The sequence below is a fragment of the Shewanella maritima genome, assembly GCF_004295345.1.
Taxonomy (GTDB): Bacteria; Pseudomonadota; Gammaproteobacteria; order Enterobacterales; family Shewanellaceae; genus Shewanella; species Shewanella maritima.
Genome location: NZ_CP036200.1, coordinates 422,683 through 438,332, shown reverse-complemented (window position 1 = coordinate 438,332; position 15,650 = coordinate 422,683). Strand labels below are relative to the sequence as shown.

6 protein-coding genes and 3 pseudogenes are annotated in these 15,650 nt (G+C 43.9%); all 9 read left to right on the top strand.

The window, feature by feature from the left end:
- Positions 1-3 precede the first annotated feature (3 nt).
- The 9 genes and pseudogenes from rssA (at position 4) to EXU30_RS20885 (ending at position 15,581) form a co-directional block, all read left to right on the top strand.
- A pseudogene (rssA, locus tag EXU30_RS01945) lies at positions 4-1,037 on the top strand (patatin-like phospholipase RssA).
- Positions 1,038-1,450: 413 nt separating this feature from the next.
- Positions 1,451-3,568, top strand: coding sequence for an anaerobic ribonucleoside-triphosphate reductase (nrdD, locus tag EXU30_RS01940; RefSeq protein WP_130597564.1), 2,118 nt, complete (start codon positions 1,451-1,453; stop codon positions 3,566-3,568).
- Entirely contained in the window at positions 3,568-4,047 is a 480-nt protein-coding gene (gene nrdG / locus EXU30_RS01935) for an anaerobic ribonucleoside-triphosphate reductase-activating protein (protein ID WP_130597563.1), read from the top strand. The genes nrdD and nrdG overlap by 1 nt, the downstream gene beginning before the upstream one ends.
- Positions 4,048-4,372: 325 nt before the next feature.
- On the top strand, positions 4,373-9,838 hold the full coding sequence (locus EXU30_RS01930; RefSeq protein WP_130597562.1) for a response regulator: 5,466 nt from the start codon (positions 4,373-4,375) through the stop codon (positions 9,836-9,838).
- 171 nt (positions 9,839-10,009) lie between these two features.
- Positions 10,010-11,110: a response regulator gene (locus EXU30_RS01925; protein ID WP_130597561.1), complete on the top strand. Its 1,101-nt coding sequence runs from the start codon at positions 10,010-10,012 to the stop codon at positions 11,108-11,110.
- Positions 11,111-11,220: 110 nt separating this feature from the next.
- Positions 11,221-12,648, top strand: a complete 1,428-nt coding sequence (locus tag EXU30_RS01920; protein WP_207234092.1) for a hybrid sensor histidine kinase/response regulator — start codon at positions 11,221-11,223, stop codon at positions 12,646-12,648.
- Between the two features lie 338 nt (positions 12,649-12,986).
- The gene (locus EXU30_RS01915) at positions 12,987-13,343 is read left to right on the top strand and encodes a YibL family ribosome-associated protein (RefSeq protein ID WP_130597560.1); all 357 of its coding nucleotides are present in this window, start codon (positions 12,987-12,989) and stop codon (positions 13,341-13,343) included.
- Between the two features lie 63 nt (positions 13,344-13,406).
- A pseudogene (gene ribA, locus EXU30_RS01910) lies at positions 13,407-14,023 on the top strand (GTP cyclohydrolase II).
- A gap of 269 nt (positions 14,024-14,292) precedes the next feature.
- A pseudogene (locus tag EXU30_RS20885) lies at positions 14,293-15,581 on the top strand (NRAMP family divalent metal transporter).
- Positions 15,582-15,650: the final 69 nt, after the last annotated feature.

The following is a 15,650-nucleotide window of genomic DNA, read 5'->3' as shown; positions in this document are numbered from 1 at the left end:
TGAATGGCGCAAGGTGAGCAAATTGGCTCTTCAATGAGAATTGGTATCGCATTAGGCAGCGGTGCAGCCAAAGGTTGGGCGCATATTGGTGTATTTAAGGCGTTGGCTGAGTTGGGTATTTACCCTGACAAAGTCGCTGGATGCTCTGCCGGTGCCTTAGTTGGCGCAGCCTATTCAGCAGGTTTATTAGAGGAGCTGCAAGGCTGGGTGACCGGTTTTTCTAGCTGGGATATTGTTGGCTTAATGGATTTAAGCTGGCGCAAGGGGGCATTATAAGCGGTGAGAAAGTGTTTGATGTGCTAGGTAGCCGAGTCGGTGATAAAAAGATTGAAGATCTTGATAAGCCTTTTGCTGCAGTTGCCACCGATCTCTACAGCGGTCAAGAAATTTGGTTTAGAGAGGGCGATTTACGTAACGCTGTTAAAGCCTCTTGTTCAATGCCCGGTTTTTTGCCGCCAGTAAAGCAGGGCAATCGTTGGCTGGTTGATGGCGCGGTAGTGAACCCAGTACCTGTATCGCTTAGCCGTGCGATGGATGTGGATTTTGTGATTGCAGTTGATTTACACGGACATCATGCTGAAACAGTTCATAATTTGCCACAACAAATGGCCAGTGAAGCAAGCTCCGTTAAGCCCGATGATTTTGAACATGAAAATGTGCAAGATAATGAGCAAACCCAAGCACAAGAGGCAGAGCACGATTGGAGTTTTGTGGATTTGTTGGGGCGTGGCAAAGAATACGTAAGTAACTTGTCTGAGAAGTTTAGTTTGAATGCGGCTGATATAGCTGGTGGGCAAGCAAAACAAGGGCGTAAATCAAACCCTGGCATGCTTGCGGTTATGACTCAATCCATGGAGATTTTAGAAGAGCGCCACAAACGAGCGCGGTTAATGGGCGACCCACCCGAGATTTGTATTATTCCTAATGTGGCGGGTATTGGCACCATGGAGTTTCACCGAGCTCAAGAAGCCATTGATGCAGGCTACCAAGCGGTTAAAGATGTTGAGCACATTCTTCGAGCAAAGTTGGGTGTTTAGCGCAGGTTTTGCGTTTGTATTGCTAGTTGTTTGGTTATGTATCTGACTATTTTTTAGCATGATCTGACAATGTTAATCGCCTGTCATCTGACGGGCGATTTTCGTTTCTACATTTGTTGGCCAATATGCTTGAACTTATACTTCTGGCAACAAATTACCTCTTGGTATGAGCAAAATCTGTTCAAATTAGCCCTCCCTTAGCGTTCAATTTTGCCTTGGTCAAGTGGCAAATTTGGGTTCATTGCGTGGGTCAGCACAAATAAATTTAATCGTAATTTTACCCTTAAAAATATGATCCAGATCATAGCGTAATTTTGCATATTATCGCTTAATACACCACATCTTGTGTCCGTGATAAAAAATAAACATATATATAGTGTTGTTTAACAGCGCAGTTGAGGAGTAATTAATCTATGCTTGTTGTCATTAAAAGGGATGGTTGTCGTACTGCTTTTAACGGTGAACGTATTCGTGACGCCGTAATCGCAGCAATGGAGTCAGCAGGTCAATCTGATAACGATTACGCTCAAACGCTGGCGAGTGTGGTCGAGCAACAATTTGCTGCCGAGCACGAAGTCGACATTCACGAACTACAAAGCGCAGTTGAAAATGCGCTAATGTCTGGTCCATACAAAGAAGTGGCGCGTCACTATATTGAGTACCGTCATGACCGCGATGTGCGCCGCGAGGCTAAGAGTAAGCTAAACCGTGAAATTCGTGGTTTGGTTGAGCAAAGCGATAGTAGTCTACTTAACGAAAATGCTAACAAAGACGCTAAAGTGATCCCAACGCAGCGTGATTTATTAGCTGGTATTGTGGCTAAGCATTACGCTAAAACCCATTTACTACCTAAAGATGTGGTTGCTGCCCACGAGCGTGGCGATATTCACTACCACGATTTAGACTACGCACCATTTTTCCCAATGTTTAACTGTATGCTTATCGATCTTGAAGGCATGCTGACTAACGGTTTTAAAATGGGTAACGCTGAGATTGATACGCCTAAGTCAATTTCTACTGCGACAGCGGTTACTGCGCAGATCATTGCCCAAGTAGCCAGCCACATCTATGGCGGCACCACCATTAACCGCATTGATGAAGTGTTAGCCAAGTTTGTGCAAATTAGCTACCAAAAGCACCTTGCAACAGGTGAGCAGTGGAATATTGCTGATGTTGAAGCTTATGCCATGGCGCAAACCGAAAAAGAATGTCACGACGCATTCCAATCGCTTGAATATGAAGTCAATACTTTGCATACCGCGAACGGTCAAACGCCGTTTGTTACCTTTGGTTTTGGTTTAGGTACCAGCTGGGAAGCGCGCTTAATTCAAAAGTCTATTATGACTGTACGTATGGCGGGTTTAGGTAAAAACCATAAAACCGCAGTATTCCCTAAGCTAGTGTTTGCCATTCGTGATGGTGTAAACCATAAAGCGGCTGATGAAAACTACGACATTAAGCAAATGGCGCTAAAATGTGCAAGCATGCGCATGTATCCAGATATTCTTAACTATGAGCAAGTGGAGCGTGTCACTGGCTCGTTCAAAACGCCTATGGGTTGCCGTTCATTCTTATCTGCATTTGAGCAAGATGGTGAGCTAGTGCATGAAGGTCGTAATAACCTAGGTGTTGTTAGCCTTAACCTGCCGCGCATTGCAATCGAAGCCAATGGCGATGAAGCTAAGTTCTATGAGCTGCTTGATGAACGTTTAGCTATTTCACGCAAAGCATTAGATACCCGTATTGCTCGCCTTGTTGGTGTTAAAGCGCGTGTCGCACCAATCTTATATATGGAAGGCGCTTGCGGCGTGCGCTTAAATGCCGACGATGACATCTCAGAAATCTTCAAAAATGGCCGCGCGTCTATTTCGCTAGGTTACATTGGTATACATGAAACCATTAATGCACTTTATGGTACTGACAAGCATGTATTTGATGATGAAGCGCTGCGTGAAAAAGCCTTAGATATCATCAAACACATGAAAAAAGCGATTCTAGCTTGGAAAGAAGAAACCGGTTACGGCTTTAGCTTATACAGCACCCCAAGTGAGAACCTATGCAGCCGTTTCTGCTCAATCGATGCTAAAGAGTTTGGCGTAGTTGAAGGTGTAACTGACAAAGGTTACTACACCAACAGCTTCCACCTAGATGTTGAAAAGAAAGTTAACCCATTCGATAAAATTGACTTTGAGCAACCATACCCAGAGTTAGCTAATGGTGGCTTTATTTGCTACGGCGAATACCCGAACATGCAACACAACATTGAAGCGCTTGAACAGGTGTGGGACTACAGTTACTCACGCGTGCCTTACTACGGCACGAACACGCCAATTGATGAGTGTTATGACTGTGGCTTTGTGGGCGAGTTCAACTGTACTAGTAAAGGTTTTGTCTGCCCTAAATGCGGTAACCATGAGCCAAGCCGTGTGTCGGTTACCCGCCGCGTATGCGGATACTTAGGTAGCCCAGATGCACGGCCATTTAACTACGGCAAGCAAGAAGAAGTGAAACGCCGAGTGAAGCATATCTAATGCATTATCACGTTTACCATAGCGTTGATGTTGTTAACGGCAAGGGCACACGTTGCACCTTGTTCGTTAGCGGCTGCGAACACGCTTGCAAAGGTTGTTATAACCAGTCAACCTGGCGCGTGGACTCTGGTCATGAGTATACCCAAGCGTTAGAAGATAGAATCATTGCTGATTTGCAAGATACGCGCATTGTACGCAAAGGTTTGTCGCTATCGGGAGGCGATCCACTGCATCCAGCTAACGTCGATGCTGTACTTAAGCTGGTTAAGCGGGTTAAAGCTGAGTGTGCAGGTAAAGACATTTGGTTATGGACCGGGTATTTAGTTAATGAGTTAAGCGCCGAGCAGCAAGCTATTGTGGATAGGGTAGATGTATTAGTTGATGGTAAGTTCGAGCAAGCATTGTACGACCCATCGCTAAAATGGCGTGGCAGTAGCAATCAACGCATTCACTGCTTGACCGAGGGTGTTGAAATTTAACCCTGACTGTCTAATTCCCCCTTTAGTAAACGCTAAATTGTGTAACAAGTTATATTGTCCTAAAACCAGCGCATCGCCGCTGGTTTTTTGTTTCTTATGTTTTATCTTGTCAACCTATAGCGTAACGTCCACAGGCTTTGGCGAACTGTTCGCATAATGATGTTAATTTCATACATCTTTATAGGTAACCAAATTTCATTTAATCGTCTCATCATAATCGGCTTAGATACGGTACAACACCTTAATTATGAAGCCGAAAATTCTTGCTCGGAACCCTAGTGTTAAGGTACTTTTGTAGCCGATATTGAGCCAAAAGGTGACACTAATGTTATTGACGCAATGGGCGACAAAAAAACAACCAATCTACTCCTGCATAGTTAGTTTGCTGTTAGTACTGTTTTGCATTTGCTTTCAAAATCAAACACTCGCTGATTACGAGCCGACAAGTCACCACCTTACCGAGACTGAAGTTAAGCATATCGTGGTCGAACTTAAGTACCTTGATGAAGTGCTAACCTCATCGGTGCTCAGTTATGGTTTTTCAGGCGATGAGAAATGGTTACTGCGATATAACGAGTACGAACCCAAACTCAACGCCCTTATTGGTAAATTACTGGCTAATCAAGATCCTAGCGACCATGAATTGGTCGCGGCGCTGAACAAAATTAATAGCGATCTGGTACAGCAAGAAGAGCAAGCCATTGCCAAGGTCAAAAGTGGCGATCGCAAAGCAGCAATGGCGATTATTAATAGTGATGCTTACCACGACAGTAAGAACCATTACATGGCGTCGTTGCTCACTTTGGCAAATCGAATTGAAAAGCGCTCGCAAGCACTGGGCGATCCTGATGGTATTAATCTAACAGAGCAAGAAAAACAGTGGATAGCTGATACTACCATTCGCATGGGGGTTGAAGAGTGGCCGCCTATGCTTTACCTCAATGACAAAGGTGAAATTGCTGGTTTAGCTGGTGTGATTGTTAAGCAAATCACCGAAAAAACAGGGCTGAAAATTGAGTTAGTACCGGGGCAATGGCAAGATCTGTTAGACATGTTCTTTAAAGGTGAAATTGACCTAATTCCCCATTCCTATTTAAGTGAAGATCGCAAGCAGTACGGTAGTTACACCACCCCTTACTTTTTAGTGCGTGAATTATTTTTTGTGCTTGGTTCAAATAGCCATATACAAACTAGTTCTGATTTAGCCAACAGTAAAATCGCTATATCAGAGGGCTATACCACGGTTAATAAAATCAAAGCCTTATACCCAAACATTCGAGTTATTGAGACAAAGGGAATTGATGATGCGATAGAAATGGTGTTGTCGGGCGAGGTTGATGCTGTGCTTGATGCTGAAACCGTTATTCTTGATCGCATCGCTGAGCTTGGTATTAATCAATTGCGTTATATCAACGAAGATGTTGTTTCACCATCAACCTTGCATCTACTGTCCCATAATCAACATCCGTTACTTCACGATATTCTTCAAAAGGGCTTAGATTCACTGCAGCTAAGAGAACTTATTCTAACTCGCAACGATTGGTATAAATCTACTGATACTGTGCCAACTACCACAACTGTAAACAGCGATGTGTTCGACAAGCTATGGATTGTGGTTGCAGTTGTTGTAGTGCTGCTAGCAATGATTGTATTCATCACCTCACGTATTTTTAAAGCATCAGACAAGGAATTAGCAGACAAATTTGGTAGTGATAGTTTTAAGCGTACTCTGGTTGTTGTTCAGGCACTACTGTGTGTATTTATTGTGTTGACTGCGCTTATTGTGACCAACCACGCCGAAAAAGAGAGTAATAAGTCACTTCAATACAGCTTAGATACCTTACTTAACTCGACCTACAAACGTATGGCAGGGTGGGTCGATTTAGAGGTCAGTAGCCTGGAGCAGTTGGCCAAAAACCCTGAACTGATAGAAATGGTGGAGGAGCTATTACGCCTGCCGCCATATCCTGATGAGCTTAAGCGCGCCCCTGTACAACGTAAAATTCGTGATTACATTGATAGTCGCAAAGGTATTTCTAGTTCGTTCGGGTTCTTTATTATTTCGCCAGATAAGCTAAGTTTGGCATCAAGCCGTGATTCAAATGTGGGTGAAATTAACCTTATCCAGCAACAACGTCCTGACCTAATGGCATCAGTGCTGGCTGGCAACAGTGTGTTTATTCCGCCTATTCGCTCAGATGTTCCGCTACAAACCAGTGAAGATATTAATTCACTTGATACCAGTATGCCTCCGACCATGTTTTTTGCGGTGCCAGTCTTTGATGGCAGAAATAATGTGATTGCTGTACTGACTAAACGAGTCAACTTTGAAGGTGTATTCTCAACTGTGTTGTCTGCAGGGTTTATTGGTCGTAGTGGTGAAACTTATGCTGTCGACCGCTCAGGTATTTTGCTGTCTAAAGTGCGCTTTGAGCATCAACTTAAAGATATCGGCTTAGTCGCGGAAGATCAGCGAGCATCACTCAACGTTCGAATCGCCGACCCTGGGGTAAATCTTCTTGATACACCATTAAAACCTGACCGCAATTGGCCATTGACTTTAATGGCGAAGAGTATTGCTGATCGCCGTTCAGGTTCGAATCTTCAAGGTTATAACGATTATCGCGGTGTACCTGTGGTAGGTAGCTGGGTTTGGGATCAAAATCTTGGTCTTGGTATTGCTGCTGAAATGGATGTTGCCGAAGCCTTTGCTTTGCTACGTACCTTTAAAGTGACTGTGTGGTCGATGCTTGGTTTATCACTGTTTTTGATGATGGGCACCAGCTTGTTCACTTTACGTATTGGAACCCGCGCTACCAGAGCGTTAGCTAGAACGCAAGCCGAGCTGGAAGAGCAAGTCAAAGAGCGCACAGTTGAGTTGCAAATGAACTCAGAGCGTACACAAAACATTATTGATAACGCATCAGACGGCATAATTGTTGTCGATGGTTCTGGCATCATTCAAGACTTTAGCCCAGCAGCTGTCGATATTTTTGGCTATCAACCGGACGAGGTCTTAGCGCAATCGGTCAGCATGTTAATGGATAAAGGCTTTCACAAAGAGTATGTATTGCACAAAGCCAGTGGCGGTAGCGCCCATTCGATTTTAGAGCTTAAAGGCCTGTGTAAAGATGGCCGTGAAATTGATATCGAAGTAGCCGTGGGTGAAGCCGCGTTAAACGGTGAGTCGCTATTTACTGCAATTGTGCGCGATGCCACTGAGCGTAAAGAGGCTGAGCGCGAGTTAATGCTCGCCAAGCAAAAAGCGGAAGAAGCGACGCAGGCAAAATCAGACTTCCTTGCCAATATGAGCCATGAAATTCGCACGCCTATGAATGCGATTATTGGTATGAGTTATTTGGCACTGCAGACCGACCTTAATCGTAAGCAGTCAGATTACATCAATAAAATTCAAACTTCCGCCGAATCCTTATTGGGCATTATTAACGATATTCTGGATTTCTCTAAGATTGAAGCAGGCAAGTTAGATCTTGAGGATATCGACTTTAACCTCAATGATGCAGTCGATAATTTGGTGCAGGTGATCAGCCAAAAAACACAGCAAAAAGGTTTGGAGCTACTGATTGATATCGACCCACATTTACCGATTGACTTGGTGGGCGATCCGCTGCGTTTAGGGCAAATTTTACTTAACTTGACTAACAATGCTGTGAAGTTCACTGATCACGGTGAGATTATTGTCAAAGCCCAAGAAGTCTCTCGCGATAGCGATGCCGTCTTAGTTAAATTTGGCGTGTCTGACACGGGTATCGGCATGAGCGACGAGCAAATGGCACGTTTGTTTAAGTCCTTTAGCCAGGCTGATGCATCAACTACGCGCAAGTATGGTGGTACAGGGCTTGGCTTAACTATTAGTAAAACCTTGTCGGAAATGATGGGCGGCGAGATTTGGGTTGAAAGCGCTGAAGGTGCGGGGTCGACTTTCTTCTTTACTGCTAAGTTTGGTATCTCAAAGCAAAGCAGTAAATCGGCGTCGCTAAGCACCAACCTTGAGCAGTTAAAAGTGTTGATTGTTGATGACAGCATGGCAGCTAGGGAAATTTTGCATACTCAATGTGACAGCCTAGGATTTATTTCAGATGTGGCACCATCAGGTGAAGAGGGGCTTGAAAAGCTGATCCTAGCTGAGCAACAGGGCAGCCCTTATCAGTTGGTGTTAGCTGATTGGAAAATGCCAACCATGGATGGTATTGAGCTTGGGGCGCAGATAACCCAAAGCCAGCAGCTAGCGATTAAACCACATTACGTGATTGTAACCGCCTACGACCGCGACGAAATGCTCAAATTGGCTGAGAGTATCAAGCTTGACGCCTCTATGGTGAAGCCTATTAGTACTTCAACCTTGTATGACACTGTCATGCGATTGATGGGCAAGCAAAGCGTTGTTACTGAGACAAGTAAGAGTAATAAATTAGATGTATCCGCTGCTAAAGACATTGTAGGTGCTCAAATTCTACTGGTAGAAGATTATGAAATTAACCAAGAGATAGCGACAGAGTTACTAAACTTAGCAGGACTGGAAGTGACACTAGCCAATAATGGCCAGGAAGCTGTCGAAATTGTGCAGTCGCAGCAGTTTGACCTAGTGCTTATGGATATTCAAATGCCAGTGATGGACGGCTTCCAGGCAACGCGTGAGATCCGCAAACTTGGTAAGTTTGATGATCTACCGATTATTGCTATGACCGCCAATGCTATGTCAGGTGATAAAGAGCGTTGTTTAGAGGCGGGGATGAATGACCACCTTGCCAAACCAATTAACCCGCAAGAGGTTTATCGTACGCTCGCTCGCTATATCGCGCCTACAGGTAAGACGTTAGAGATTGACGAAAAGGTTAACCAAGAGGCCCAAGAAGATAGTATTGAAGTAGATAACTTTGATACGCAGACCGCGCTAATGCGCATGGCCGGTAACGTTAAAGCGTACAAGAAAACCCTTGCGCGGGTTGCTGCATCAGAGTCTGATGTGATTGCACGCACTGAGCAAGCACTAAAAGATGAAGATGTGCAGACGGCAATTATTGCAGTGCATACTTTAAAAGGTATTGCGGCCAATATTGGCGCTGATTTTATTATTGAGCCAAGTGAAGTGTTAGAGCACAAGCTTACTCAGATGAAAGATGAGCCGATAGAAGATATTCGCCTCGCTACATCTGCAATGCTCGATGAGCTTGCGCCACTCGTTGAGCAGATGGTTGATGCCATTGAGAAGGCGCTTAATGCAAGCGCATCGCCGAGCGTTAATACTGTAGTTGATATGGTTAAGTTTACTCAGCTGAAACAAACGTTGTTTAAACAAATTGAAGATTATGACAGTACCGCAGCAGACACTTTTGAAGAGTTAGTTCTAAGTGTTGATACTGATGACTTTGCCAAGCAAGTTGATGAAATTTATCAAGCGCTGAGTATGTTCGACTTTGATGAAGCTAAGCCTTTGTTAGACCAATTGGTGCTAGCAGTTGAGGCAAGGCAAGAGGACTTGTCTGTCGGTACACTGCAAACAGCAAGTCCTAGCATGGATGCCGATACTCAGGGGCAACCGTCTGAGCAAGCTTTACCTGACTATATTGATTTGTCGCAGCATATTGAAATCATCGAGTCAGGTATTGAGATGTATGACTCAATGCTGGTGGATAAACTTGATGAGTTGGTTGAGCAGCCCATGTTGCCAGCGCAAAAAATTAAGCTGACTGAGCTTAGAGATATTCTAACTGAATATGACTTTGATAACGCTAGCGTGAAGCTACAAGAGTTGAAGCAGTTATTGTAGCGAGCTTCCTGTAAATGATGCCTCAGCAATAGATATCAGAAAACAATAATAATAGTTATAACATTATATATAACAATAGGTTGATGGCTTGCGTGATAAGGAATACTAGCGAGTCACTGACAGATAAATATGACATAGCACCTAAAGGCTGTGAGTACAGTAGGACACAAGATGATGGACAATAAGAAAGCCACAGTACTAACCGTTGACGATACTGTGACTAACATTGAAGTGGTGAAAGGGGTGTTGGCTGACGACTATTTAGTCCAGGCCGCACTCAATGGCCCTGTCGCGTTAAAAATTATTGCGAAACACAAACCGGATTTGATTTTACTTGATGTCATGATGCCTGACATGGATGGTTATGAGGTTTGTCGCCAGCTTAAAGCCAACGATGAAACCAAAGACATTCCGGTGATATTTTTAACCGCTAAATCCCAGGAAGAAGATGAGACTAAAGGTTTAGCCCTTGGTGCCGTCGACTATATTACCAAGCCAATTAGTCCGCCGATTTTAAAAGAGCGCGTCAAAAATCACTTATTGCTCAAAGCTTCTCGCGACATGCTTGCAAGGCAAAATGAAGTGTTAGAGGAGCGTGTACAAGAGCGAACGCAACAACTAGTGGATTTGCAAGACGTGGCTATGGTGGCGATGGGCGCGTTGGCTGAATCGAGAGACCCAGAAACTGGCAATCATATTCGCCGTACTCAGCACTATGTAAAAGCCTTAGCGATTGAGCTGGCTAAAACTGACGAGCACAAAGATTACCTGCAACCAGATGTGATTACTGCTTTGTTTAAGTCTGCACCGCTTCATGACATTGGTAAAGTCGGGGTGGAAGATAGCATTCTATTAAAGCCTGGCAAACTCACAGATGAAGAGTTTGAGGAAATGAAGAAGCACACTACCTATGGCCGCGATGCAATTGAAGCTGCAGAAGGCTCATTGGGGATTGCGGATAACTTCTTACTGTTTGCTAAAGAAATCGCCTATTCACATCAAGAGAAATGGGATGGCTCAGGCTACCCAGAAGGGCTTGCAGGGGAAGATATCCCGGTATCAGCTCGGATTATGGCTGTTGCTGATGTGTATGATGCGCTAATTAGTGCCAGGGTTTACAAGCCAGCATTTAGCCACGAGAAAGCAGTCAGTATTATTTTGGAAGGTAAGGGAAGCCACTTTGACCCGTTAATGGTTGATTGTTTTGAAAAAATCACCGACAAATTCCAGCAGATCGCCAAGCAATATTCCGATGGCGATGAAGTGCAGTAGCACGAGTATTATGAGAAACCACTGCTTATAGCAATAGCGTCGCAGTCCCTAGCGTAAAAAGCTATCTGAAAGGTAGCAGCAAATAACAATAAGCATAGTAAGGCCGGCATATGCAGCAAACGTACAAATTGGTTCGTAAAGAGTCACCCTACAAAGAGTTGTCAGTACTGATTGTTGATGATTTTGATGCAGTCACCCGAACCCTTTATAAAGCCTTTGAAACCTTGGGGTTTAAAACCATTATTAAGGCAAAAAATGGTAAAGATGCTTTAATGCGATTGGAACATAATATTGTCGACATTATTGTTTCTGACTGGAAAATGCCGAAAATGGATGGCTTGGAGCTGCTGCGAAAAGTGCGCAGTCATGAGGCTTACAAAAATGTGCCGTTTATTATGCTAACCGGTAACCTGGTGCAAAGTGATGTTGTTGAAGCGATTGAAGCTGGCGTATCTGAGTACCTTATCAAACCTTTTTCTATGGCCTCGTTAAGTGAGCGGGTACATAAAGCCTTTGTTTCGCCAATACCGACCTCTGCAGTTGCGCAGCTAGCGGCTGAGAAGCAACAAGCGGAGCAAAAACCAACCAAGCGCACTGTATTAATTGTTGACGATGAGCCCAGTAACCTGCAAGTGCTCGGTGGTTTGCTAAAAGACGATTATAAAACAATTGTGTGCCGCAGCGGTTCGCGGGCGATAGAAGTATGTGCTAAACCTGAAAAGCCAGATTTGATTTTGCTGGATATTATGATGCCAGAAATGGATGGTTTGGCTGTGTGCAAGGCATTAAAAGATAATCCAGAGACGGAGTTTATCCCCATTATATTTGTCACGGCATTGTCGCAAAATGATGATGTAGTAAAAGGGCTAAGTTTAGGTGCGGTTGACTATATTACTAAGCCGATTTTCCCCGAAGTTGTTAAAGCCAGAGTCGCGACCCATATTCAAAGTGTTATTCAACGTGAGAAACTCGTCAGTCAAATAGACACTTTAGTTAATAGCGCCCGCTCCCGTGACGAGCTGCAACAAACTTTTCATCATGATATCCGTAACCCGCTGATGGCTATTTTGTCGGTGCTACCAACCATTAAAGTCAAAGAGCTTGATGATGTTGAAAACATTGGAGTCGTGTCTGATAGCGCTCAGATTATGGTGGAAATGTTAGATAAATATGGGTTGCTACAAGAGGTTGAACAAGGAAGGTTTAATAAGCCGCTTATTCCGGTCAGCGTTAAGCATGTTGTGCATCGGGTGATCGGCGGCATTAAACAAAAACTGCAGCAAAAACGTATTAAGTTAGAGTTAAACCTGAGTGAAGACCACATGTACCTAGGTGATGAGTTGCTTAGTTTTATTATGCTCTCGAATCTGCTTAATAATGCGATTGAGGCTGCACCACCAAGTAGCCCAATTCAAGTGACTTCAAAACAGCTGGAATCGGAGATTCGCCTGGTAATTACTAATCAAGGTGAGGTGCCAATTAATATTCAGGGCAGTTCTTCAATAAGTTTGTTACTGCAGGTAAGCCTGATGGCTTAGGTATCGGAGCTTACTCAGCTAAGCTGTGTGTAGAGGCACAAAAAGGTGACGTTCAACTAAAAAGCCATGATGGTATTCAAACCAGCTTGATATTAACTTTACGTCGAGCCGCTCAGTAATCCTTGCTGTCAATGCAAATTTATCTATTTTGCCATGCTCAAAGCTTAGCTAACACATGGCAACATCTGTGAAGTGAGTCAATCACTGAGGATAAGTTCGCGGTCAAACTCGCACATCACTATAATTTGGGTATATAATCTGCCTCCAAATTAGTGCAGCCTCGTTAGAGACTTGTTTCAAAAATCACGCTTGCTGCACATGAGTGAAAAGGTTACACCATGAATTTAAAACAAGAGCTGCATGCATTAAATGACAAGCTTGATAAGTTTCGCCGTAAGTTAGCAGCTGCTGAGCAACGTGGCGATCAAGCGATTGTGATGCAGTTTAAACGTGAAATTGCTGCTGTTACTAAGAAGATTGCCAGCTTAAAAGGTCAACAGAGTCGCCAGTTAAATAAGCAAGGCGGTGAAATCAAAAACCTACCTTTCAATCGCGCACTCACTAAAGCTGAACAGGCTGATATGGGCAAGTTAAAGAAGTCTGTTAAAGGTTTAGTTGTAGTCCACCCAATGACGGCTTTAGGCCGTGAGATGGGCGTAACACAAGTTACAGGGTTCGCGAAAGCTAAGTTCTAATTTCTTTATTTGTATTCAGGACGAAATGACTCACGGAATGAGTGTTGTCGTAAAGGTTATTCAATGTCGATAAATTATATCGCCACATCTAAACTTCCAACGCCTTGGGCGTGTTTGAAATGCATGGCTTTGAAGATACTGAGTCTGGCAAAGAGCATGTGGCCTTAACACTAGGACAATTTGCGCCTGACCAAGCCATTTTGGGGCGTATTCACTCCGAGTGTTTAACGGGCGATGCGTTGTTTAGCTTACGTTGTGATTGTGGTTTTCAGTTGCAAACCGCTATGCAAACTATTGCAGAACAAGGCCAAGGTTTTATTTTGTATCTTCGCCAAGAAGGTCGTGGTATTGGCTTGCTGAATAAAATTCGCGCTTATGAATTGCAAGATGGCGGGGCGAATACGGTAGAGGCAAATGAGCGTTTAGGCTTTGAAGCGGATATGCGTAAGTACGATATGATTGTACCAATGCTTGAAAAAATTGGCGTAAATCAGGTGCGATTAATGACTAACAACCCGCGTAAAGTTGCCGCAATGCAGCAGGCGGGAATTAAAGTTGAAGAGCGCGTGCCATTGCAAGTCGGTAAGAATCGCTACAACGAGCAGTATTTAAAAACCAAATCAACTCAGCTTGGACACATGATGTCTGAGCATCATTTTGTTGATGATGCCGCTGAGTAAATCGCTCAACCGATAATAAGCGATAAATATGTATTGAAAGCTGCCTAAGGGCAGCTTTTTTGTATTTGAATTACAGGTGATCAGATTTCAAGCGGTTGTCTAACCAAGGTGTTTTAACATTTGAGTATGAATTTTAATGTGTTGCATTTATGTAACTATCACCGTAAGTTATGCGAATGAACATTCACATCCATACGTGTCGTAAAAAGGATGGACTCACAGTACAGCAAACTTTTTAGCGGCATAACAAAGGTGCATTGTTAATCTACATGTCATTTTTTACTTCAAATAAGCTATCCCGAATTTTCGCTCTACTAGGCCCTGGTATTGTGTGGGCTGCAACAAGTATCGGCGTATCACACATAGTACAAGCAACGCGTGCCGGGGCTGACTTTGGCTTCGCCCTTGTTGGCTTTATTGTGCTTGCTCATGTCATCAAATATCCATTTTTCTTATTCGGCCCAAGGTATGCGGCAGCTACAGGCAACAGTTTACTTGAAGGTTATAAAGGCATAGGTAATTGGGCACTACTGCTATTTCTAGCGCTAACTGCCATAACCATGTTCTTTGTGCAATCTGGGGTAACGATTGTTACCTCAGCTTTGGCAATGAACTTGTTTGGCGATGTATTGAGTTTGTCACAGTGGACCGCCGTTATCTTGGCAATAGTGGCGGCAGTACTGCTTATTGGGCATTACAAACTACTCAACACTATGCTCAAGTGGATGATGTTAGCTCTGGTTGTGTGCACTTTGATCGCACTGCTTGCCAGTATCGGTAAATTAGGTTTTGGCCCAGCAGAGAGCGCACCGCAAATATCATTGACCAGCCCAGTAACTATTGCCTTTATCGTAGCGTTAATAGGTTGGATGCCCACAGCAATTGAGGTGTCGGTTTGGCATTCGTTATGGGTGTTAGCTAAAGGTGAGCCTAAAGGAGAAGCTGCAGTTAGTAATGCGAGTTTAGATTTTAATGTGGGTTACGCAACCAGTTTTGTTTTAGCATTGGTGTTTATGTGGATGGGGCATTATTACTCTTTGGCAGCGGTGAGAGCTTTGCTGATTCTGCAGCGGCATTCGCTGGGCAGTTGGTAGGCTTATATAGCCAGGCGCTAGGGCAGTGGAGCTGGTTATTGATGGCCATTGTGACCTTTGTTGCCTTGTTCTCGACAACCTTTGCTGTAGCTGATGGGTTCTCACAAGTATGGCAGCGAGCGGTGTCTGTGTTGGCGGTAAAACGAAGCGTGACGACTACTGCTGGTAACATTCAGTCCAAAGCAAAGTATGCCTATCCAGTTACGTTATTGGTGTTGTCACTCGGTAGCTGGTGGATTATCTCAGCACATACCGCCAATATAAAAGGTTTGTTGGACTTCGTTACCACAGTATCGTTTGTTAGTGCTCCACTATACGCCTGGCTAAACTATAAGGTCATGCTAAGCGACGAGGTGCAAGACAAGTACCGCCCGCAAGGTGCATTTAAGGTGTATACCTTGGGCTGTTTACTTATACTTACGCTATTCAGTTTGTTCTATTTGTATTGGAAGTTTGGTTTCTAACATGAGCAAGTTCGCCATTAGCACAAGTTTGAGAGAAACGATTGCTCGCAGCAGATTGTTTCATTTATT

Coding starts and splice junctions, on each gene's coding strand:
- EXU30_RS01915 (WP_130597560.1), top strand. CDS start 12,987: ATGAATTTAAAACAAGAGCTGCATGCATTAAATGACAAGCTTGATAAG.
- EXU30_RS01930 (WP_130597562.1), top strand. CDS start 4,373: ATGTTATTGACGCAATGGGCGACAAAAAAACAACCAATCTACTCCTGC.
- nrdG (WP_130597563.1), top strand. CDS start 3,568: ATGCATTATCACGTTTACCATAGCGTTGATGTTGTTAACGGCAAGGGC.
- nrdD (WP_130597564.1), top strand. CDS start 1,451: ATGCTTGTTGTCATTAAAAGGGATGGTTGTCGTACTGCTTTTAACGGT.
- EXU30_RS01920 (WP_207234092.1), top strand. CDS start 11,221: ATGCAGCAAACGTACAAATTGGTTCGTAAAGAGTCACCCTACAAAGAG.
- EXU30_RS01925 (WP_130597561.1), top strand. CDS start 10,010: ATGATGGACAATAAGAAAGCCACAGTACTAACCGTTGACGATACTGTG.